Source organism: Kitasatospora sp. NPDC059673 (genome assembly GCF_042734215.1).
In the GTDB taxonomy this organism is placed as follows: Bacteria; Actinomycetota; Actinomycetes; order Streptomycetales; family Streptomycetaceae; genus Kitasatospora.
In genome coordinates this window covers 150,226-170,112 of sequence record NZ_JBHWEN010000016.1, presented here as the reverse complement: position 1 = coordinate 170,112, position 19,887 = coordinate 150,226, and the positions used below count along the sequence as shown (strand labels likewise).

Here is a 19,887-nt window from a genome sequence, read left to right as displayed (position 1 = left end):
GTGACGGTTGGGCTACTCATGAGTATGCTGCCGGGGAGTTCCGGAGGGGCACCGGCGCGCGCCGCCCGGACCGCGGGCCCCGCGCGTGTGCCGAGACCGCTCGACATGCACGGATGCAGCCGCAGCCGCCGGATCGGACCAGTAACAGGAGAGCAGGCCGTGAGCTTGAGGATCGTTGTCTGTGTGAAGTACGTGCCCGACGCGACCGGTGATCGTCGCTTCGCGGACGATGCGACCACCGATCGGGAGGGCGTGGACGGCCTCCTGTCGGAGCTGGACGAGTACGGCGTCGAGCAGGCGCTGCGGATCGCGGAGGCGAACGACGGTGCCGAGGTGACGGTGCTGACGGTGGGCCCGGACGACGCGAAGGACGCGCTGCGCAAGGCGCTGTCGATGGGCGCGGACAAGGCCGTGCACGTCAATGACGACGACATCCACGGCACCGATGTGATGGGTACGTCCGCGATCCTCGCGGCGGCGCTGGAGAAGACCGGCTACGACCTGGTGGTGTGCGGCATGGCCTCCACCGACGGCACGATGGGCGTGCTGCCCGCCCTCCTCGCCGAGCGCCTCGGTGTTCCGCAGGCCACCCTGCTGTCCGAGGTCTCGGTCTCCGGCGGCGTGGTGACCGGCCGCCGCGACGGCGACGCCGCGACCGAGACGGTTCAGGCCGCGCTGCCGGCGGTGGTCTCGGTGACCGACCAGTCCGGCGAGGCCCGCTACCCCTCGTTCAAGGGCATCATGGCCGCGAAGAAGAAGCCGGTCACCTCCCTCGACCTGGACGACCTGGGCATCGACGCCGACACGGTGGGCCTGGCCGGCGCGTGGACGAAGGTCGCCGACATCACCGCCCGCCCCGCGCGCAGCAAGGGCGTGATCGTGACCGACGACGGTGAGGGCGGCAAGGCGCTGGCCTCCTACCTCGCCGAGCAGAAGTTCATCTGACGGGCCGCCGGGAATCATCGAAGGGTTGTGGAGTAGTCATGAGTGAGATCCTGGTCCTGGTCGACCACGCCGAGGGCGCGGTGCGCAAGCCCGCCCTGGAGCTGCTGACCCTCGCCCGCCGGCTGGGCACCCCCGCCGCCGTCGTCCTGGGCGCCGGTGACGGTGCCGCCGCGATCGCCGCGAAGGCCGCCGAGTTCGGCGCGCAGAAGGTGTACGTCGCCGACGGCGAGGCCTTCACCACCCAGCTCGTCGTCCCCAAGGTCGACGCCCTCACCCAGATCGCCAAGGCCTCCGGCGCCGCCGCCGTGCTGGTCACCTCCAGCGGCGAGGGCAAGGAGATCGCCGCCCGCACCGCGCTGCGCCTGGGTTCGGGCATCATCACCGACGCGGTGGACCTGGAGGCCGGTGCGGGCGGTCCGGTGGCGACGCAGTCGGTGTTCGCCGCGTCGTTCCAGGTGAAGTCGACTGTCACGACGGGTGCGCCGGTGATCACGGTGAAGCCGAACAGCACGGCCCCCGAGGCCGCGCCGGCCGCCGGCACCGTGGAGAGCGTGAGCGTGGAGTTCGGCGGGAACGCGGCGACGGTGACCTCCCGCACCCCGCGGGTGTCCACCGGGCGCCCGGAGCTGACCGAGGCCGCGATCGTGGTCTCCGGCGGCCGCGGTGTCGGCGCGGCCGAGGGCTTCGGTGTCGTCGAGGAGCTCGCGGACGCGCTCGGCGCGGCCGTCGGCGCCTCCCGCGCCGCGGTCGACGCGGGCTGGTACCCGCACACCAACCAGGTCGGCCAGACCGGCAAGCAGGTCTCCCCGCAGCTGTACATCGCGGCGGGCATCTCCGGCGCGATCCAGCACCGCGCGGGCATGCAGACCTCGAAGACCATCGTCGCGGTCAACAAGGACCCCGAGGCCCCGATCTTCGAACTCGTCGACTACGGCGTCGTCGGCGACCTCTTCACCGTCCTCCCCCAGCTCACCGACGAGGTCAAGGCCCGCAAGGGCTGACCTGTCGAGGCTGAACTGCGGCGCGGCCCCCGGGAGTTGTCCCGGGGGCCGCGCCCTTTTCGCGCCGTGGCGATCAGCGTCCCGCGAGGGTGCGCACGAAGCGGTTGGCGTCGATGGTGCCGAGGCCGGACGCCAGGTCGTAGCCCTTGACGGCCTTGTACCCGGTCACGCCGTTCCAGGAGTTGTCGCTCTCGGTGACGTCCGTGATGCCGCTCCACTGCGGGGGCAGCGCGGCCATCGCGTACAGGCGCGGGTTGAGCTGGCCGAGGCGGTGCCCGGCGAGCTGGTTCGCGAGCGCCACGATTCCCGAGAAGATCGGGGTGGCCTCACTGGTGCCGCCGGTCAGGTGCCAGCCGACCCGGGTCGGGTCGTAGGACTCGTACGTCCAGGCGGCGCCGTCCACGGCCGCGCTCATCGAGATGTCCGGGGTGCCGCGGTGGTTGCCGGTCACGTTCGCCACGCCCGCCTGGTACCAGGGGCGGTCGAAGACGCCGGAGACGCCGCCGCCCGCCGCGCCGTAGTCGTCGTGCCAGACCTTGTCCGGGGCGGTGCGGTTGCCGTTGTTGTCCAGGGTCAGCTGGGTGCCGCCGATCGAGGTGACCAGCGGGTCCGCCGACGGCCAGGAGTTGACCCGGTACGGGTACAGGTCGGTGCCGTTCTCCATCGCGTCGGTGGCGCCGTTGTCGCCGGACGCGGCGAGCACCGTGACATCCTTGGCGGCGGCGAACCTGAAGGCGTACCGCAGGCTCTCGATGGACTTGAAGTCGCCCTTGTCGAAGCCCGGGAAGGTGTTCTCGGTGGCGCCGAAGCTCTGCGAGATCACGTCCACGTCGCGGTGCTGCATCAACGCCTTCTCGGCGTCCATCATCTCCGGCAGACCGGTGACGCCCTCGGTCTCCGCGACGCCGGTCTCCACCAGCACGATGTGCGCGTCCGGGGCGACGGCGTGCGCGTACTCCACGTCCAGGGTGGTCTCACCGGCCCAGCCGGTGTGGTCCGGGTTGCTCGGGTCGAACACCGGGACGTCGCCCCACTTGACCACCTCGACCTGGGTGTCCGGGATGCCCCACTGCTTGTCGAACACCTCCAGGTCGTGCTGGATGGTCGGCGAACCGAAGGAGTCGACGATCACGATGGTGCGGCCCTTGCCCGTGATGCCCTGCTGGTACAGCGGGTTCAGGTTGTAGGCCTGGCGGTACTGCAGCGGCGAGTAGCAGTGGATGCCGATCTGCGAGACGCAGTCCGAGGTCGATATCGGCGCGACCCGGCCGAGCGCGTCGATGTGCCCGGCCGAGGCGGGGCGCAGCTGGAAGGCGGCCGGCAGGTGCAGGTCGGCCGCCGTCCGGGCGGTCGCGGTGGCGCCGGTCAGGGCGGTGGCCCCGACAGCGAGCAGCGCGGCGGCCCGCAGCGCGGTGGAGCGTCGGGGACCCGCGGTAGCGGGGTGCATGCCCAAGGGGACTCCTCGAGGAGACGGTGCCCGGCCGGACCGGTCGGGGCGGACCCCTATCCCACCGGGACCGGCGGGGCCGGGCCATAGTCCGAGACGGGCGGTGGGGATGGTTCCGGTCGGCCACCGGAATCGGTAAAGGAAAGGGAGGGATCCGGTAACGCCCCAGCTCAGCACGGGCGGTGACGCGCCGCCAGACGAAGGGCGCCGCAGGTGTACTCCGGCGGGTCCGGCTCGTAGAGTCGGGCGGCATGGGACTGCTGAGGCGACTGGACGGCGGGTACGAGGTGACGGCATGGGGCTGCTGACGGCGTTGGACGGTGTGTTCGGGGATCGTGCGGACGGGGTGGTGACGGCATGGGGTTGCTGAGGGCGTTGGACGGTGTGTTCGGGGACGGCCCGGACGCGGTGGTGGTGGACGGGCGGGCGCTGTCCCGGGAGGAGTTGCTGGGCGCCGCCGGTGCGGTCGCCGAGCGGGTCGCCGGGGCACCCGCGCTGGCCGTGCTGGCCCGGCCCGAGCCGGAGACGGTGGTGGCCGTGGTCGGCGGACTGCTGGCCGGCGTTCCCGTGGTGCCGCTGCCGCCCGACTCCGGGCCGCTGGAGCGCGCCCACATCCTGCGCGACAGCTGCGCGACCCTGCTGGCGGGCACCCGGCTGCCCGAGGACACCGGAGGGCTGACGGCCCTTCCGGTCCGGCTCGGCGACCGGCCGAGCGGCCAGTGGCGGCCCGCCGCCGACGATCCCGACCGGACCGCGTTCGTGCTGTACACGTCCGGCACCACCGGCGCCCCCAAGGGCGCGCTGATCCCGCACCGCGCCGTCGCCGCCGGACTCGACGGCCTCGCCGACGCCTGGCAGTGGAACGCCGAGGACACCCTCGTCCACGGCCTGCCGCTGTTCCACGTGCACGGCCTGGTGCTCGGCGTGCTCGGCGCGCTGCGCACCGGCAGCCGGCTGGTGCACACCGGCCGGCCCACCCCCGCCGGGTACGCCGCCGCCCGTGGCAGCCTGTACTTCGGCGTCCCCACCGTGTGGTCGCGGATCGCCGCCGACACCGAGGCCGCCCGCGAGTTGGCCGCCGCCCGACTGCTGGTGTCCGGCAGCGCCCCGCTGCCCGTCCCCGTCTTCGAACAGCTGCGCCGGCTCACCGGCCAGGCCCCCGCCGAGCGGTACGGCATGACCGAGACGCTGATCACCGTCGCCACCCGGGCCGACGGCGAACGGCGGCCCGGCGCGGTCGGCGTGCCGCTGCCCGGCGTGCGCACCCGCCTGATCGGCGAGCACGGGCAGCCCGTGCCGCACGACGGCGAGAGCGTCGGGGACCTCCAGATCCAGGGCCCCACCCTGTTCGACGGCTACCTCGGACGGCCCGACGCCACAGTCGAGTCCTGGACCTCCGACGGCTGGTTCCGCACCGGCGACGTCGCCGTGATCGGACCAGACGGCTTCCACCGGATCGTCGGCCGCGCCTCCGTCGACCTGATCAAGAGCGGCGGCTACCGGATCGGCGCGGGCGAGGTCGAGGCTGCGCTGCGCGACCATCCCGGGGTCGCGGACGCTGCCGTGGTGGGCGTCCCCGACGACGACCTCGGGCAGCTGGTGGTCGCGTACGTGGTCGCCTCGCGGGCCGACTTGGCGCAGGACCAGCTCGTCGACTTCGTGGCGAAACGGCTGTCCGTGCACAAGCGCCCCCGGCGGGTCGTGCTGGTCGACGACCTGCCGCGCAACGCGATGGGCAAGGTGCTCAAGAAGCGGCTGCTCGACCCGGACGCGTGAGCCGGAACTCCCGGACGCGGACCGGTCCTCGCGGGGACTCCTTTCAGGGCCCCGGGGAGTGGGTACCACTGGGATGGCGCGGGGCCAGGGCCTCGCGCTGCCCGGCGGACCGGCCGGGCCGGCACGGAGGGGCAGGGGTGCTGTGATCGTCTGGGTCAATGGGGCATTCGGAGCGGGCAAGACGAGCGCCTGCCGGGAGCTGACCGGGCTGCTGCCCGGAAGCGTGCTGTTCGAACCGGACACCGTCGGGACGCTGCTGCGCGCCACCCTGCCGCCGGGCCGCCTCGCCGAGGTGGCGGACCCGCAGGAACTGCCCGCATGGCGGCGACTGGTCGCCGAGACCGCCGCCGCGCTGGCCGGGGAGGCGACCGGCCCCGTGCTCGTCCCGATGACGCTGCTGAGCCAGCAGCACCGCGACGAGATCTTCGGCTCGCTGGCCGGGCGCGGTCTCCCCGTGCACCACGTGGTCCTCGACCCTGTCGAAACGATTCTGCGGGCCCGGATCGCCACCCGGCAGGACGTCCTCGGCGACGCCGGCTCCCGGCAGCGCAGTCGGGAGGCACTGCCCGCGTACCTGGTCGCGCGGGGCTGGCTGGCCGGTGACGCGCGGATGATCGACAACGGAGTGCTGACGCCGCGCCAGACGGCTGAGCGGATCGCCGAGGTGGTGCGCAGCGGCGCCGCGCGCTGTCCGATCGTGCGGACCGAGGGCGGGGACGGCGACACCGTGGCCGCCGCGGTGCTGCTGTTCGACGACCGGGACCGGGTGCTGCTGGTCGACCCCGCGTACAAACCGCACTGGGAGTTCCCCGGCGGCGTCGTCGAACGCGGCGAAGCACCGACCGCCGCCGCCGTCCGGGAGGCCGCCGAGGAACTCGGCCTGCGCCTGCGCCCCGAGGAGCTGCGCCTGCTCGCCGTCGACTGGGAATCCGGCGCGGGCGGCGGTGGTGGGCGTGGCGGCCTGCGCCTGGTCTACGACGGCGGCCGGCTCGGCCCCTCCGAGGTCCTGCGGCTGCGCCTGCCCACCGGGGAACTCCGCGACTGGCACTTCGCCACCCTCCGGGAAGCCGCGCAGATGCTGCCCGCGACACGGCTGCGCCGGCTGGTCGCCGCGCTGGAGGCCCGCACGGAGGGAGAGTTGAGGTACTTGGAGGGCGGGCGGCGGGCGGCGACGGGGGCTGCGTCGGCGCGGTGAGAGGGCCTCGTGGGGCGGCGGGGCTGCGGGCGCGGGGTGGGGCGGCTGCCGGGCGTTGACCAGGCGTATGCGTGGCGGGTGAGTGGTGTGATCAGAGGGCGGGCGGCGACGGGGGCTGCGTCGGCGCGGTGAGAGGGCCTCGCGGGGCTGCGGGCGCGGGGTGGGGCGGCTGCCGGGCGTTGACCAGGCGCATGGGTGGCGGGGTGAGTGGTGTGGTGCGTCGCGGGGCTGCGCGTTGGCCGGTGGACGGGGGGTCGGGGCTGGGAGGATGGCGGGTATGCCGTTCACATTGAGTCATGTTGCGGCCGTGCTGCCGGGGTTGCGGGGGGCCCGTCGGAAGGGGGCGGTGGTGGCGGCCGGGCTGGTGGCCGGGGCGATGGCGCCCGATGTGCCGTTCTTCGCCGAGTCGGTGGTGCCCGGGGTGTACCGGCACGGAGATCTGACGCACCGCTGGTGGGCCGCCGGGACGGTCGATGTGGTGATCGGGGCCGGGCTGGTCGCCGCCTGGTACGGGGTGTGGCGGGGCCCGATCGCCGAGGCCGTCCCCGGGGCGTGGACGGAGCCCGTGCCCGAGGGCCGGCCGGCCGCAGGCGAGTTGGCGCTGGCAGCCGGGGCGGTGGCGGTCGGTGCGGTCAGCCATCTGACCTGGGACGCGTTCACCCATCACGGCCGGGCCGGAGTCCGGGCGCTGCCCGTGCTGGAGCGGCGGGTCGGGCGCGTCCCGCTGTACACCGCCCTGCAGTACGGCACTTCGCTGCTCGGCCTCGCCCTGCTGGCCAGGCACGCCGGGCCCTGGCGGTCCGCAGACCGTCGCACCGCCGCGCTGCTCGCCGCCGCGACGCTGCTGGGCGCGGTCGAGCGGGTGCGACGCGGCGAGCGCGGCGTCGTGGACGAGGCGTGCTTCGGCGCCGGCGCGGGGCTGGCGGTCGGGGCGGCGCTGCTGGGTGCGGCGCGGGGCTGACGGGGTGGGCCCGCGGGCGTTGTCGCTGCGCCGCGAACCAGGGAGGGCACGGGGGACCGGTGGCGAGTAGCGTGACTTCGCATGACTGAAGCCGAGATCGAGGTGAGCGAGGGTCTGGTCCGCGCGTTGTTGCGGGACCAGCATCCGGATCTGGCCGGGCTGCCGATCTGTGAGGTGGCGGGCGGCTGGGGCAATCAGATGTGGCGGCTCGGGGGTGAGTTGGCGGTTCGGGTGCAGCGGATGGACAGCGGCCCGGACTCGCAGCTCAAGGAGCGGCGGTGGCTGCCGGCTCTCGCCCCGCGGCTGCCGCTGCCGATTCCGGTGCCGGTGCGGGACGGGGTGCCGTCCGGGCGGTTTCCGAAGATCTGGACCGTCATGACGTGGGTCGAGGGCACGCCGCTGGACCACGGTTCGATCACCCGGGGCGATCACGCGGCGGACGTGCTGGCGGACTTCCTGAAGGCGCTGCACGTGGCGGCGCCCGCCGAAGCGCCGGGCTCCGCGGACCGCGGTGGTCACCCCGGGGAGTGCACGGAGGGGTTCGAGTACTTTCTGCGGGCCGTGGACGACCTCGGTGGGCTCGCCGCGACGGACGTCCGGGCGGTGTGGGACGACGCGGTGGCGGCTGCGGGGTGGGAGGGGCCGCGGGTGTGGGTGCACGGTGACCTGCATCCCGCGAACGTGGTTGTCGCGGACGGGACGCTGGCGGGCGTGGTCGACTTCGGCGATGTGTTCGCGGGGGACCCGGCCTGGGATCTCGCGGCGGCCTGGCTGCTGCTTCCGGCGGGTGGGGCCGCGCGGTTCTTCGACCGTTACGGGGTGGTCGACGAGGCGGCGGTCCGGCGGGCGCGGGGGCTGGCGGCGATGAAGAGTCTGTTCCTGATGCTGATGGGGCAGAACGGGGACCGCGGTCTGCCCGGCGGGAAGCCGAACTGGGGGCCGGTCGGGCGGTCGGCGCTCGGTCGCGTCCTGAAGGGCCTCTGACGCCGGTTCTGTTCGACCGGGCAATGCCCGGCACTTGTCGCCGAACCGGGTTGGTTCCTGGGCGAGTTGTGAGGTGGGGCCGCCGCCCGGGCGGGGTGTCCGGGCGGCGGGGGAGGGGCCGGGTTACTCGCCGGGCTGGGGGAGGTAGCCGTGGTCGGAGAGGTGGGCGCCGATCATGCGGTAGACCTCGGGGTCGTCGGGGGTGAGGGCGGCGAGGCCGTCGACGTAGCGGTTGTACATGCAGAACGCGGAGGCGATCAGCACGGTGTCGTGGATGGCCGCGTCGTCCGCGCCGACGGCCCGCGCGGCGGCGATGTCCTCCTCGGTGACGGACAGTCCGCTCTCGGCGACCTTGCCGGCGAGCCGGAGCAGGGCCCGCATCAGGTCGGAGACGGGCGCGGTGTCCAGGTCGCGCTGGACGGCGGCGACCAGGTCGAAGTCGCCGTCCAGGCGGTGCGCGGCGGTGGCGCCGTGGGCGGCCGCGCAGTAGCGGGTGCAGTTGAGGGAGGAGACGTAGGCGGCGATCAGTTCGCGTTCACCGACGGACAGCGGGGATTCGCCGCGCAGGAGTTGCTCGGCGAGTTCGCTCAGGCGAAGGCCGGACGCGGGGTTGAAGGCGAGCAGGCCCCGGATTCCGGGGTGGGGGGCGGGGAGCGCGATATGCGGCATGGGCTTACTGAACCGGTTCGGGATGCTCTTGGCAAGGCCTTGACCTGCGGTTGTGCCGTCACAGCGGGTAGGCGGCAGGCCGGTTGGGCGCGCGGCCTCCGGCTGCCGTTCGGCAAGGGCGGGTCCTGGCCGGAGACCGGTGCGGGCAGATTAGGATGGGCGACCGTGACTGACACCGGTAGCACCCAGGACCTGGACCCCGTCGAGCCGGTCGCGGCCCTTGCCGACGACGCCGGTGACGAGGCGTTGGACGTTGCGTCGGACGAGCCGTCGGACAAGCCGTCGGACGCCGCGTCGGAGGAGAGCGTGAGCACGGACGCGGAGGCGGATGCCGAGCGGGCGGCGCTGCTTGACGGGGTGTGGGACGTGGTGGTGGTCGGCGCCGGACCGGCCGGATCGTCGGCGGCGTACGCGGCCGCGGCCCGGGGCCGGCGGGTGCTGCTCCTCGACAAGGCCGAGCACCCCCGGTACAAGACCTGCGGCGGCGGCATCATCGGCCCGTCCCGCGACTCGCTGCCGCCGGACTTCAAGCTCCCGTTGCAGGACCGGATCTCGGCCGTCACCTTCGCGCTGAACGGCAAGTGGACCCGCACCCGGCGTTCGAAGCGGATGCTGTTCGGCGTGGTCAACCGCGACGAGTTCGACCTGCGTCTGGTGCAGGCCGCCGAGCAGGCCGGCGCGGTGCTGGTCACCGGCGTCACCGCGACCGGTGTCGAGCAGCAGGGCGGCGACAGCCGCACCGTGTTCGTGACGCTGGCCGGCGGCGGGCGGGTGGAGGCCCGGGCGGTGGTCGGCGCGGACGGCTCCGCCAGCCGGATCGGCCGTCATGTCGGCGTCAGCTTCGACCAGATCGACCTGGGCCTGGAGGCGGAGATCCCCGTCCCCGAGGCGGTCTCGCGCGAGTGGGCCGGCCGGATCCACCTCGACTGGGGCCCGCTGCCCGGCTCGTACGGGTGGGTGTTCCCGAAGACCGACTCCGGGACGCTGACGGTCGGTGTGATCTCGGCGCGCGGGCAGGGCGAGCAGACCAAGCAGTACCTGGCGGACTACATCCGGCGGCTCGGCCTGGCCGGGTTCAAGCCGCTGGTGGAGTCCGGGCACCTGACGCGCTGCCGGGCCGAGGACTCGCCGCTGTCGCGCGGCCGGGTGCTGGTGGCCGGCGACGCGGCCGGCCTGCTGGAGCCGTGGACCCGCGAGGGCATCTCGTACGCGCTGCGCTCGGGCCGGCTGGCCGGCGAGTGGGCCGTGCAGGTCGCCGAGGCGAACGGGGCGGCGGACGTGCGGCGTCAGGCGCTGAACTACTCGTTCGCGATCAAGGCGGGCCTGGGCGTGGAGATGCGGGCCGGCAAGATCATGCTGGCCTCGTTCGAGAAGCGCCCGCACCTGTTCCACGCGGCCGTCTCGCTGGTCACCCCGGCGTGGCGGGCGTTCGCCCGGACCACCCAGGGGCACACGACGTTCGCGCAGATCATGCGGGACCACCGGGCGGCGCGGAAGCTGGCGTCGGTCGCGGGGCGGTAGCTTCGATGCGGTCATGGATCCGCCCGGGGAGGGGAGTTCCCTTCTCGGGCGGATCCGTCTGCGTTGCGGGTCGCGGGGCCGATCGACTGGGGCCGTGATCTGCGGATTGTCGGTGCCGGCTGGCAGCATCCTCGGCATGGGACTCGATGTGGTGGTGGGGGCGCTGATCGGCGCCGAGGAGGATGTGGCGGACTGGTTCCGCGCGGAGTGCGTGACGATCCGCACCGTGCTGGAGCACGAGGGCCTGCCCGGCTGGCAGGAGCCGGTTGACGGGCCCCGGTTCAGCGACCGCGTGTGGGGGTACTCGGGGCTGCACACGCTGCGCCGCGTGGCCGCGCACCTGGCCGCGAACGGGCAGCTGCCCGAGCCGCTGGCAGAGGGCGAACGGGCCTCCGAGGACCCGGAGTTGAGGGAGGCGTACTTCGACATACCGGACGACCCGGCCGGCCCGTTCGACCACCTGATCCACCACTCGGACTGCGAGGGCTACTACGTCCCCGTGGACTTCGGGCCGGTGCTGACCGACGAGGAGCTGTCGGGCGGGATGCTCGGGTCCTCGGTGCGGCTGCTGGCGGAGCTGACGGTGGTGGCCGAGGCGCTGGGCCTGCCCGAGGGCCTCGACCCGTACGGGGACGAGGTCACCGCGGTGCTCGACGGCGAGGTCGCGGACCCCGAGGGCTGGCGGCGCTACGGCACCGAGTCGTTCATCTGCCTGCTGCTGATGCGGGCGGCCCGGCACTCGGTGGAGACCGGAGCGGTCATGGCCTTCTGCTGACGCCCGGTCACGGTCCGATCAGCTGCTCGGCGAGCGGGCTGCGCGCGTACAGCACCAGGCGGCCGTGCCGGGCGCGGGTGACCAGGTGGGTGGCGTGCAGGACGGAGAGATGCTGGCTGACCGCGCCCGGGGTGACGCCCAGGCGGCGGGCCAACTCGGTGGTGGCGGTGGGCTCCTGGAGCAGCGCCAGCAGGCGGGCCTTGGGCATGCCGAGCAGCTGCTCCAGGGCCTGCGGTGCGGGCGGCGGGTCGGCCGGGCCGGTCAGGTTGCCCTGGCCGCGCGCCACGTAGCTGATCGACGGGGTCAGGCCGGGGCCGATCGCGGTGATCGCGCCGCGCGCGAAGCAGGTCGGCAGCAGGGCCAGGCCGCGCCGGTCCACCACGATCTCCAGGTCGCCGCAGCCCCAGTTCCGGTCGATGGTCAGCACCCCGTCCGTCCAGCGCAGCCGGTGGTCGAGGTCGGCGAACAGGCCGGCCGCGCCGCGTTCGGCCAGCACCCGGGCGCGGTGCACGATGTCGGCGTGCAGCACCGAGCGGGCGCGCGGCCACCAGCCGGGCTCCAGCACCCGCGTCCAGTACTGCTCCAGGGCGTCCGCGATCAGCTGGATCAGCTCCGCCGGACGGTCGTCGAAGGCGGCGAGCAGCGGCGGGATCTCCCGGTCGTGCGGCAGGAAGGTGATGGCCAACTCGCTCCGCAGCCGGGCCGGTTCGAAGGCGCGGACGACGGCCAGCTCGGCCGCGAAGTCCGGGAACGGGACGCTCGGGCGGGGCGTCAGGAAGTCCGGCACGTACTTGTTGCTCGCCACCAGGGCGCGCAGCAGCGGCGCGGCCGGCAGCGCCTCGAAGGCCGGGCGCATCGCCTCGAACGCCGCCCCGTGCGGGTACATGCCCGGGTGCGTCCACATCCGCAGACTGAGCACCGCCTCCTGGAGCGGCGAGCAGGCGAAATAGGTGGCGGCCAGATCGGCCAGGCCCAGCCGGAACCGCAGCGTCATGGTGCTCCCCCCGTGCGGGCCGAGGATTCAGGCCCGGGCTAAATCAATACCACGAGCGCTCCGTACCCGGTCTGATCGGATCATGACCGCCACTGAACTCGCGGCCGACGAGGCCGCGTTGCCCAGCCATGCCCCCAGCCAGGACCTCGGCCGGCTCGCCCGGCTGCTGCCCCAGGACCCGGTGCTGCGCCGGCTGTCCGTGATCACCCTGATCAACACGGCGGGCAACGGCCTGTCGATGACCCTGTCGGTGCTGTTCTTCACTCGCATCCTGGGGTTCGGGGTCGCGCAGGTCGGCGTGGTGCTGACCGTCGCCGGGGCGGTCGGGCTGGCGGCGGGCGTGCCGGCGGGCTGGCTGTCCGACCGGTTCGGGCCCAAGCCGGTGCTGGTGGTGCTGCTGGTGGCCCAGGGCGTGTGCTCGGTCGGGTACGTGCTGGTGCACGACCTGACGGTGTTCGCGGTGCTGGCCTGCCTGTTGGCCGCCGCCGACCGGGGCGGCATGGCGGTGCGCGGCGCGCTGTTCGCCGAGGTGCTGCCCCAGGACGGCCGGGTGGCGGGCCGGGCCTACCTGCGTTCGGTCACCAACATCGGCATCGGGCTGGGCACGGTCGCCGCCGCTGCGGTGCTCCAACTCGACAGCCGGGGCGCATACCTGACGGCGCTGCTGTTCGACGGCGTGACGTACGGCGTGATCGCGGTGATGTACCTGCTGATGGTGCACGTCCCGCCGCGCACCGCCGAGCAGGCCGCGAAGGCGAGGGCCGAGGGCGGGGTGCTGGCGGTGCTGCGGGACGGGCGCTACCTGGCGGCGACCGGCCTGAACGCGGTGATCACGCTGCAGTTCGTGATGATCGAGGTCGGCGTGCCGCTGTGGGTGGTGCGGGAGACCGACGCGCCGCGCTGGATGGCGGCCGGCGCGCTGCTGGTCAACACCGGGCTGGTGATCGCCCTTCAGGTGCGGGCCACCCGGGGCACCGAGGAGATCGGCGCGGCCGCCCGGGTCTTCCGGCGCGGCGCGCTGCTGGTGGCCGGCTCGTGCGCGGTGCTGGCGCTGGCCGCGGGCCTGCCCGGCTGGGCCGCTGCGCTGGTGATCGCCGCCGGTGTCGGGCTCCAGGCGCTCGGCGAGGTGTACAGCCAGGCGGGCGCCTGGGCGCTGGGCTACGACCTGGCGAAGGAGCACGCGCAGGGCGCCTATCAGGGCGTGTTCAACACCGGTATGTCGGGCGCGATGATGTTCGGTCCGGTGCTGATCACCTCGGTGGTGATCGCCAACGGGACGGCCGGCTGGCTGCTGCTGGCCGCGATGTTCGCCGCCGCGGGCGCCGGGATGACGCTGCTGGTGCGGCGGGGCTGAGCGTGTTCCGGCGGCGGGGCTGAGCGTGCTCTGACGGCACGGCTGAGCGGGTGCTGACGCGGCGCTGGGCGTGTTCCGACGGCGGCGCTGAGCGTGTGCTGATGCGGCGCTGTGCGTGTGCTGACGGCGGCGCGGGTGACGGTTCGTGGAGGACCGCCGCCCGCGCCGCTGTCGTCCTAGCAGGTCAGGTTGGAGCCGGTGGGGACGCCGAGGATGGCGGCGAAGCCGGTGTAGGCGTTGACCCGGCTCTGCACCTGGGCCGGGTTGCCGCCGTTGCACTCCAGCGCGCCGTTGATCGAGCGGATGGTCTCGCCGAAGCCTTTACCGTTGACCATGGCGTTGTGCGCGGTCATGGTGCCCGGGCCGTTCTGCGTCATCCAGTACCAGATGCCGGTCTTCCAGGCGACGGCCGCGTCGGTCTGCACCAGGTTCGGGTTGTGCAGCAGGTCGATGCCGAGCGCGTCGCCCGCCGCCTTGTAGTTGAAGTTCCAGCTCAGCTGGATCGGGCCGCGCCCGTAGTAGGCGGCCTGGCCGGCCGGGCAGCCGTAGGGCTGGGTGGTGTCGCAGTAGTGCGGGTAGTTGGCGGTGTTCTGCTCGACGACGTACACCAGCCCGCCGGTCTCGTGGCTGATGTTGGCGAGGAAGGCTGCCGCCTCCTGCTTCTTCACGGTGTCGGAGCCGGTGCCCGCGAACGCCGGGTAGGCGCTCAGGGCCGCGACCAGTCCGCTGTACGTGTAGAACGGGTTCCGGCTCGGGAACATCTGGTTGAACTGGGCCTCGGAGACCACGAATCCGCCCGGATTGGGGGTGGCACTCGTGCTGGTGCTGGGGCTGGGGGACGGCTGGTCGACGGCGCAGTCGGACGGGCTCCAGTACCAGGTGGAGATGGTCGGGTCGTAGCCCGGGTTGTCGTGGGTGGCGACGTAGAACTGGCCGTTGGGCGGGTACTTGACCACCGTGCCGGTGGTGTACTGGGTGCCCGCGACCCAGATCTGGAAGGCGCAGACCGTGCCGGTGGGGTTCGGGCTCGGCGTGTTGCCGCCGCCGGTGCCGCAGGCGCCCTGGTCGGCCCAGACGCCGCTGCCGGCGGTGCTCGGGGTCTCGCCCTGGGTCCACCACTTGGCGTTCCAGTTGTGGCCGTTGTACGAGGCGGTCATGCCACCGGTGTACACCTGCGAGGCCGAGTAGGGGCTCGCGCAGGCGGTGGCCGCGGTGGAGGGGGCCGGCACCAGGACGGCCAGTCCGGTGGCGGCCAGCGCGCCGGTCAGCAGGGCGGCGACCTTGCCGCGGCGGGAGTGCGAGCGGTGCGGGGAGAGTGTGCGGGTGGGAAACATCGGTCACTCCTTGTGGGGGGAACGAGCGGTGTGCCGAGCACTCAACCCAGGGTGACCGTTAACAGTCAATAGGTCTATACCTTAAGAGAACTGAGGGTGCGTACCCGGCGGGTACTGGCCAGTGGGGCCGCTGTCGTGCCAGGGTGCAGGCGGACACCGACCGACCCACCCTCAGCCGGAAGGCAGACCAGCCCAGATGACCAGCGAAGCGCCCCTCCTGCGCCGCAGCACCGCCGACGCCGTCGCCATCCTCGAACTCGACTCCCCGCACAACCGCAACGCGCTCTCCACCCGGCTGATGGCCGAACTCACCCAGGGCCTCGCCGACGCCGCCGCCGACCCCGAGGTCCGCGCGGTCGTCCTCGGCCACACCGGCCGGGTGTTCTGCGCGGGCGCCGACCTCTCCGAGGCCACCGGCGACGACCCCACCGTCGGACCGCGCGGCCTGGTCGCCCTGCAGCGCGCCATCGTCGACTGCCCCAAGCCCGTCATCGCCCGCCTCGACGGCCACGTCCGGGCCGGCGGACTCGGCCTGGTCGGCGCCTGCGACCTCGCCGTCGCCGGACCCGACTGCACCTTCGCCTTCACCGAGGCCCGCCTCGGCCTCGCCCCCGCCGTCATCTCGCTGCCGCTGCGCCCCAAGCTGGAGCCGCGCGCCGCCGCCCGCTACTACCTCACCGGCGAGACCTTCGACGCCGCCGAGGCCGCCAGGATCGGCCTGGTCACCGAGGCCGCCGACGACACCGGCGCCGCGCTGAAGACGATCCTGGACGCGCTGCGGCTGTGCTCGCCGCAGGGCCTCGCGGAGTCCAAGTACCTTGCCAACGCCGCCGTCCGGGAGTCCTTCGAACGGCACACCGAGGAACTGGTCGCCCAGTCCGCGCGGCTGTTCGGCTCCGAGGAGGCGCAGGAGGGCATGCGGGCGTTCCTGGAGAAGCGGCCCGCGCGCTGGGTGCGCTGAGTCGGCTGCGCCGGCCGGGCGCGTTGACCTCGCCGTTCGACGGAAGTTACCGGCCGGTGTGAGTTTGGTCCCGTTGTCCGTCGCGGGCCGCCACCGGCCGATACGGTGAGCGCATGTCGATCGTCCGCGCGCTGCTGGGGTCCGTCCGTGAGAGGTCGCGCCGGGCGGCCGGGCGCGCGGTGCACCGAGGCTGGCGCTGGGTGCAGGACGCCGGCGCCGTCAGCAACCGCAACCCCGGGCCGTACCGGTTCGGGGAGCTCGGCGACGGCACCAAGCTGGCGTTCCCGCTCGGCACCGTCTTCAACGAACAGTGGATCACCATCGGCCCGTTCTCCATCATCGGCGAACGCGTCACCATCTCGGCCGGCTTCCTGCCCGGGCTCGACCTCGGCCCCGAGCCGATCGTCCGGATCGGCGGCGGCTGCGTGATCGGCCGGGGCAGCCACATCGTCGGCCACCAGCAGATCGTGCTCGGCGACGACGTGTGGACCGGCCCGAACGTCTACATCACCGACCAGGCCCACGAGTACCGCGACACCGAACTGCCCATCGGCAAGCAGTGGCCGCGCAACGAGCCCGTCTCGATCGGCGCCGGCTCCTGGATCGGCACCGGCGCGGTGATCCTGCCCGGCGCCCGGCTCGGCCGCAACGTGGTGGTCGCCGCCAACTCCGTGGTCTCCGGCGAGGTTCCCGACTTCACGGTGGTGGCCGGCGCCCCCGCCCGCCAGGTCCGCACCTGGGACCCGGAAGCCGGCTGGCAGCCCCCCATCCGCCACGAGGCCCCCCGCCCCGTCCCCGAGGGCGTCACCGCCGAACAGCTCCGCGCCCTGGTCGGCTGGGACCTGCGCCTGCCCGGCGAGAGCGCCCCCGAGGCGTAACTGTCGTACGGCGCTGGGACGATGACGCCATGAACGAACAGCTGGGCAGCGACGGCGCCGGTCTTGAGCAGGCGGCGCGGCAGATCTTCGTGCGGTTGGCGAGCACCGCGCCCGCGCAGTGGACGGCCCTGCGCCTGGACTTCCGTGGTGGGCCGGTCCATCGGTGGGTGGACGGCCACTGGACGCTGGCCGACGGCACCCGCCGCCACACCGTCCCCGACACGGCGGACCTCTACGCGCTCGCCACCGCGATCGGCGCGCTGCGCGGCTGGCCCCGGACCCGGCTCGAACTGCACCACCTGGCCGACGGCCCGTTCACGCTCACCGCGACCCGCGACACCTCCCTCACCCGGCCCGCCGGGGGCGGCCACGGGGCCGTCCTCGACCCGGACCTGGCGATGGCTGCCCCCGGCGAGGACCGCCCCGACTCCACCGCGCCACCGGCCGGCGACCCCGAACGGGCCGCCGACCTGCTCCGGGCGTCGATCGACCGTCGGGCCGAACTCCTCGGCCACCGCGCCGAGTTGCCCCCGCCCGCCACGCCGCAGCGGATCGCCGAGGCGGAGGCGACCCTCGGTTTCCCGCTGCCCGCCGACCTGCGCGCCCTGTACCTGGTCGCGGACGGCAGCGGCGAGAACGACGTACTCGACGGCCCGCGCCTGCTGTCGCTCGCCGAACTCCCCGGCGCGCACGAGCACTTGGCGTACGCCGCCCCGCCGTTCGACTGGAACAGCCCGGACGAGGCACTGGTGCAGTGCGAGCCCGGCCCGCTCGACACCGTCCGCCGCCGGCACCACCACCCGGCCTGGCTGCCGTTCGCCACCGACGACTCCGGCAACTACTACGCCGTAGACCTCGCCCCCGCCGAGGCCGGCCGCCCCGGGCAGGTGATAGAACTCGGCGGCGACTTCTACGAGGGCCCCGCCTACCGCGCGGACTCCGTCACCACCCTGCTCGCCCGCTGCCTCGACCTGCTGGACCGCGGCTGCTACGAGATCGAGGACGACGAACCGCCGTACCTCGAGTTCACCGAATCCGCCGAGGAACCGGACGGCCCGCAGACCGTCCTGACGGCCGCGACCACGCCCGGCACCGTCCCCGCCACGCTGCTGCACGCCCGCCTCACCGGCCCTGCCCCCGTCCTCGCCCCGCTCGCCGCCGCACCCCGGCTGCGCCACGTCACCCTGGCCGCCCGCCCCGCCGACGGGCTCGGCGCGCTGCGCGGCGTGGCCCTCGAACACCTCACCGCCACCCTGGCCGGTGACGACCTCGCGCCGCTCGCGGGCCACCCGCACCTGGGCGTCCTCGACCTGTCCGGTGACGGCCCGCTCGACCTCGCCGTGCTGCGCACCCTGCCCGCCCTGTGGTGGCTGGACCTGTCGCGCTGCCGGACGCTCGACGTCGCCGTCCTGGGCGAGTTGGCGGGCCTGCGGCACCTGGCGCTGACGGCCGCGCAGTGGGAGGCGCTGACGGTGCTGCCGCCGGGGCTGGTCTCGGCCCGGCTCGCCGACCGCGACACCACCGCCGAGCAGGCGGCGGCCTGGGCGGCCCGGCTCGGGCTGGTGCCCGGCGAGCCGTACCGGGTCACCGGGGCGCACAGGAGCTGAGGGCGCGGCACGGGGTGCAACGGCTGTCGCAGGTGGGCATCACCGGCAACCGGGAGGGGCGGATCGGTGTGGTGAGGGCTGTCGGGTGGGGCAGGACGCTCCCTCGTACGGGACGGCGCGTGAGCCGGACGCCTGCGGGCCCAGGCCCGATACGGACTGAGTCCGTCAACGTCGAAGACCCCCCTCGCAGTCGGCGAGGGGGGTCTTGTCGGTTGGGTGTCGGTCGTCGTGGAGCCGCCGGGAGGTGGAGGGGACGGGCCGTCAGGCCGGGTGGCGGGTGGTGAGGGAGAGGAGGGCGGCGAGGGCGGAGGTGGTGGCGACGGTGAGGAGGGCGAGGGGGAGGGTGGTGGCGTCGGCGAGGAAGCCGATGACCGGGGGGCCGATGAGCATGCCGGCGTAGCCGAGGGTGGAGGCGGTGGCGACGCCCTGGGGGCCGGCGGTGGCGCCGGCGCGGGCGATGGCGAGGGGGAAGATGTTGGCCAGGCCGAGGCCGACCAGGACGAAGCCCGCGAGGGCGGCGGGGACGGACGGGGCGAGGGCGGCGGTGGTCATGCCCGCGCAGGCGGTGAGGCCGCCGAAGAGGACGAGGTGGGTCTGGCCGAGGCGTTCGGTGAGCCAGGTGCCGGAGAGGCGGCCCGCCGTCATGGCGAGGGCGAAGGCCGCGTAGCCGGCGGCGGCCAGGGCGGTGGTGGCGTGGACGTCGTCGGTGAGGTGGAGGGTGGCCCAGTCGGCGAGCGCGCCCTCGCCGTACGCGTCGCACAGGGCGGTGAGGCCGAGGAGGAGGACAAGCAGGCGGGTGTGGCTGGAGAGGCGTGAGGTGGTGGGGGAAGGGCCGGTGACGGGGCGCGGGCGGGCCGCCGGGGCGCGCAGCAGGGTGGTGCCGGCGGCGATGGTGACGGTCAGTCCGAGGGTGGCGGCCAGGGTCAGTGACCAGGCTGCGGAGAGGTGTCCGGCGAGCAGGCCGCCGACTGCCGCGCCGAGCAGGCCGCCGAGGCTGTAGCCCGCGTGGAAGCTCGGCATGACGGGCCGTCGGAGTTCGGCGACCAGCTCGACGGCGGCGCTGTTCATCGCCACGTTGGCCGCGCCGTACCCGGCGCCGAACAGCAGCAGGACGGCGCCGAGGGCGAGCACGGAGTGGGTGTGCGCGGGCAGGGCGATGGAGAGGGAGAGCGCGGAGAGGGCGGCGACCGTGACGGGGCGTGAGCCGTAGCGCAGGCAGAGCCGGCCGACCAGGGCCATGGTGGCGACCGCGCCGGCCGAGATGCAGAGCAGGGCCAGGCCCAGCGCGCTGTGCGAGGCGGCGACCTGGGCGCGGACGTCCGGGATGCGGACCACCCAGGCGGCGAACAGGAAGCCGTCGGCGGCGAAGAAGGCGGTGAGGGCGAGGCGTGCCGCCGACCAGGAGGAGCTGCGGCCGGACGGAGAGCTGAGGGCGGAGGAGCGGGCTTCTGTTTTGTTCAGTAGCGGCACAAAGTCAGAATAGGG

The 19,887-nt window shown here is 73.9% G+C and carries 17 protein-coding genes; 12 read left to right on the top strand and 5 right to left on the bottom strand.

Annotation, left to right across the window (positions count from 1 at the left end; translation table 11 throughout):
* The first annotated feature begins 159 nt into the window (after positions 1 to 159).
* Positions 160 to 945: an electron transfer flavoprotein subunit beta/FixA family protein gene (locus ACFV18_RS20385; protein WP_380479187.1), complete on the top strand. Its 786-nt coding sequence runs from the start codon at positions 160 to 162 to the stop codon at positions 943 to 945.
* 38 nt (positions 946 to 983) lie between these two features.
* The gene (locus ACFV18_RS20380) at positions 984 to 1,946 is read left to right on the top strand and encodes an electron transfer flavoprotein subunit alpha/FixB family protein (protein WP_380485096.1); all 963 of its coding nucleotides are present in this window, start codon (positions 984 to 986) and stop codon (positions 1,944 to 1,946) included.
* 73 nt (positions 1,947 to 2,019) lie between these two features.
* Here ACFV18_RS20380 and ACFV18_RS20375 read toward each other — a convergent pair whose 3' ends face one another.
* Positions 2,020 to 3,393: a S8 family serine peptidase gene (locus tag ACFV18_RS20375; protein WP_380485094.1), complete on the bottom strand. Its 1,374-nt coding sequence runs from the start codon at positions 3,391 to 3,393 to the stop codon at positions 2,020 to 2,022.
* A gap of 357 nt (positions 3,394 to 3,750) precedes the next feature.
* Between ACFV18_RS20375 and ACFV18_RS20370 the strand changes: the two genes are divergently transcribed.
* The 4 genes from ACFV18_RS20370 (at position 3,751) to ACFV18_RS20355 (ending at position 8,309) form a co-directional block, all read left to right on the top strand.
* Positions 3,751 to 5,169 carry an acyl-CoA synthetase gene (locus ACFV18_RS20370; RefSeq protein WP_380485092.1) on the top strand — a complete coding sequence of 473 codons (1,419 nt, stop codon included), beginning with the start codon at positions 3,751 to 3,753 and terminating at the stop codon, positions 5,167 to 5,169.
* A gap of 142 nt (positions 5,170 to 5,311) precedes the next feature.
* The gene (locus tag ACFV18_RS20365) at positions 5,312 to 6,364 is read left to right on the top strand and encodes an NUDIX domain-containing protein (RefSeq protein WP_380485090.1); all 1,053 of its coding nucleotides are present in this window, start codon (positions 5,312 to 5,314) and stop codon (positions 6,362 to 6,364) included.
* A gap of 277 nt (positions 6,365 to 6,641) precedes the next feature.
* The gene (locus ACFV18_RS20360) at positions 6,642 to 7,325 is read left to right on the top strand and encodes a DUF4184 family protein (protein WP_380485088.1); all 684 of its coding nucleotides are present in this window, start codon (positions 6,642 to 6,644) and stop codon (positions 7,323 to 7,325) included.
* 81 nt (positions 7,326 to 7,406) lie between these two features.
* A complete protein-coding gene (locus tag ACFV18_RS20355; RefSeq protein WP_380485086.1) occupies positions 7,407 to 8,309 on the top strand; it encodes a phosphotransferase in 903 nt (300 codons plus the stop codon).
* Between the two features lie 123 nt (positions 8,310 to 8,432).
* On the opposite strand, the gene ACFV18_RS20350 is transcribed toward ACFV18_RS20355, so the two are convergent.
* Positions 8,433 to 8,978: a carboxymuconolactone decarboxylase family protein gene (locus tag ACFV18_RS20350; protein WP_380485084.1), complete on the bottom strand. Its 546-nt coding sequence runs from the start codon at positions 8,976 to 8,978 to the stop codon at positions 8,433 to 8,435.
* Positions 8,979 to 9,284: 306 nt separating this feature from the next.
* Here ACFV18_RS20350 and ACFV18_RS20345 point away from each other — a divergent pair, with 306 nt between their 5' ends.
* Both ACFV18_RS20345 and ACFV18_RS20340 read left to right on the top strand, forming a co-directional pair.
* Positions 9,285 to 10,499 carry a geranylgeranyl reductase family protein gene (locus ACFV18_RS20345; RefSeq protein ID WP_380485126.1) on the top strand — a complete coding sequence of 405 codons (1,215 nt, stop codon included), beginning with the start codon at positions 9,285 to 9,287 and terminating at the stop codon, positions 10,497 to 10,499.
* 136 nt (positions 10,500 to 10,635) lie between these two features.
* Positions 10,636 to 11,274: a hypothetical protein gene (locus ACFV18_RS20340; RefSeq protein WP_380485082.1), complete on the top strand. Its 639-nt coding sequence runs from the start codon at positions 10,636 to 10,638 to the stop codon at positions 11,272 to 11,274.
* A gap of 7 nt (positions 11,275 to 11,281) precedes the next feature.
* Here the strand turns inward: ACFV18_RS20340 and ACFV18_RS20335 are convergent, their stop codons facing one another.
* Positions 11,282 to 12,268 (bottom strand): ArsR/SmtB family transcription factor, encoded by a 987-nt coding sequence (locus ACFV18_RS20335; RefSeq protein WP_380485080.1) that lies wholly within the window; start codon positions 12,266 to 12,268, stop codon positions 11,282 to 11,284.
* Positions 12,269 to 12,350: 82 nt separating this feature from the next.
* Here ACFV18_RS20335 and ACFV18_RS20330 point away from each other — a divergent pair, with 82 nt between their 5' ends.
* On the top strand, positions 12,351 to 13,622 hold the full coding sequence (locus ACFV18_RS20330) for an MFS transporter (RefSeq protein ID WP_380485078.1): 1,272 nt from the start codon (positions 12,351 to 12,353) through the stop codon (positions 13,620 to 13,622).
* Between the two features lie 176 nt (positions 13,623 to 13,798).
* Here ACFV18_RS20330 and ACFV18_RS20325 read toward each other — a convergent pair whose 3' ends face one another.
* Complete coding sequence (locus ACFV18_RS20325; protein ID WP_380485076.1) at positions 13,799 to 14,956, bottom strand: glycoside hydrolase family 19 protein; 1,158 nt, start codon at positions 14,954 to 14,956, stop codon at positions 13,799 to 13,801.
* A gap of 196 nt (positions 14,957 to 15,152) precedes the next feature.
* Between ACFV18_RS20325 and ACFV18_RS20320 the strand changes: the two genes are divergently transcribed.
* The 3 genes from ACFV18_RS20320 (at position 15,153) to ACFV18_RS20310 (ending at position 18,402) form a co-directional block, all read left to right on the top strand.
* Positions 15,153 to 15,917 (top strand): enoyl-CoA hydratase family protein, encoded by a 765-nt coding sequence (locus ACFV18_RS20320; RefSeq protein ID WP_380485074.1) that lies wholly within the window; start codon positions 15,153 to 15,155, stop codon positions 15,915 to 15,917.
* Between the two features lie 113 nt (positions 15,918 to 16,030).
* Positions 16,031 to 16,795, top strand: a complete 765-nt coding sequence (locus ACFV18_RS20315; RefSeq protein WP_380485072.1) for an acyltransferase — start codon at positions 16,031 to 16,033, stop codon at positions 16,793 to 16,795.
* A gap of 29 nt (positions 16,796 to 16,824) precedes the next feature.
* Positions 16,825 to 18,402, top strand: coding sequence for an SMI1/KNR4 family protein (locus ACFV18_RS20310; RefSeq protein ID WP_380485070.1), 1,578 nt, complete (start codon positions 16,825 to 16,827; stop codon positions 18,400 to 18,402).
* Between the two features lie 261 nt (positions 18,403 to 18,663).
* On the opposite strand, the gene ACFV18_RS20305 is transcribed toward ACFV18_RS20310, so the two are convergent.
* Positions 18,664 to 19,872 (bottom strand): MFS transporter, encoded by a 1,209-nt coding sequence (locus ACFV18_RS20305; protein WP_380485068.1) that lies wholly within the window; start codon positions 19,870 to 19,872, stop codon positions 18,664 to 18,666.
* Positions 19,873 to 19,887 lie beyond the last annotated feature (15 nt).

Coding starts and splice junctions, on each gene's coding strand:
- ACFV18_RS20350 (WP_380485084.1), bottom strand. CDS start 8,978: ATGCCGCATATCGCGCTCCCCGCCCCCCACCCCGGAATCCGGGGCCTG.
- ACFV18_RS20340 (WP_380485082.1), top strand. CDS start 10,636: ATGGGACTCGATGTGGTGGTGGGGGCGCTGATCGGCGCCGAGGAGGAT.
- ACFV18_RS20360 (WP_380485088.1), top strand. CDS start 6,642: ATGCCGTTCACATTGAGTCATGTTGCGGCCGTGCTGCCGGGGTTGCGG.
- ACFV18_RS20330 (WP_380485078.1), top strand. CDS start 12,351: ATGACCGCCACTGAACTCGCGGCCGACGAGGCCGCGTTGCCCAGCCAT.
- ACFV18_RS20355 (WP_380485086.1), top strand. CDS start 7,407: ATGACTGAAGCCGAGATCGAGGTGAGCGAGGGTCTGGTCCGCGCGTTG.
- ACFV18_RS20375 (WP_380485094.1), bottom strand. CDS start 3,393: ATGCACCCCGCTACCGCGGGTCCCCGACGCTCCACCGCGCTGCGGGCC.
- ACFV18_RS20380 (WP_380485096.1), top strand. CDS start 984: ATGAGTGAGATCCTGGTCCTGGTCGACCACGCCGAGGGCGCGGTGCGC.
- ACFV18_RS20370 (WP_380485092.1), top strand. CDS start 3,751: ATGGGGTTGCTGAGGGCGTTGGACGGTGTGTTCGGGGACGGCCCGGAC.
- ACFV18_RS20315 (WP_380485072.1), top strand. CDS start 16,031: ATGTCGATCGTCCGCGCGCTGCTGGGGTCCGTCCGTGAGAGGTCGCGC.
- ACFV18_RS20325 (WP_380485076.1), bottom strand. CDS start 14,956: ATGTTTCCCACCCGCACACTCTCCCCGCACCGCTCGCACTCCCGCCGC.
- ACFV18_RS20310 (WP_380485070.1), top strand. CDS start 16,825: ATGAACGAACAGCTGGGCAGCGACGGCGCCGGTCTTGAGCAGGCGGCG.
- ACFV18_RS20320 (WP_380485074.1), top strand. CDS start 15,153: ATGACCAGCGAAGCGCCCCTCCTGCGCCGCAGCACCGCCGACGCCGTC.
- ACFV18_RS20335 (WP_380485080.1), bottom strand. CDS start 12,268: ATGACGCTGCGGTTCCGGCTGGGCCTGGCCGATCTGGCCGCCACCTAT.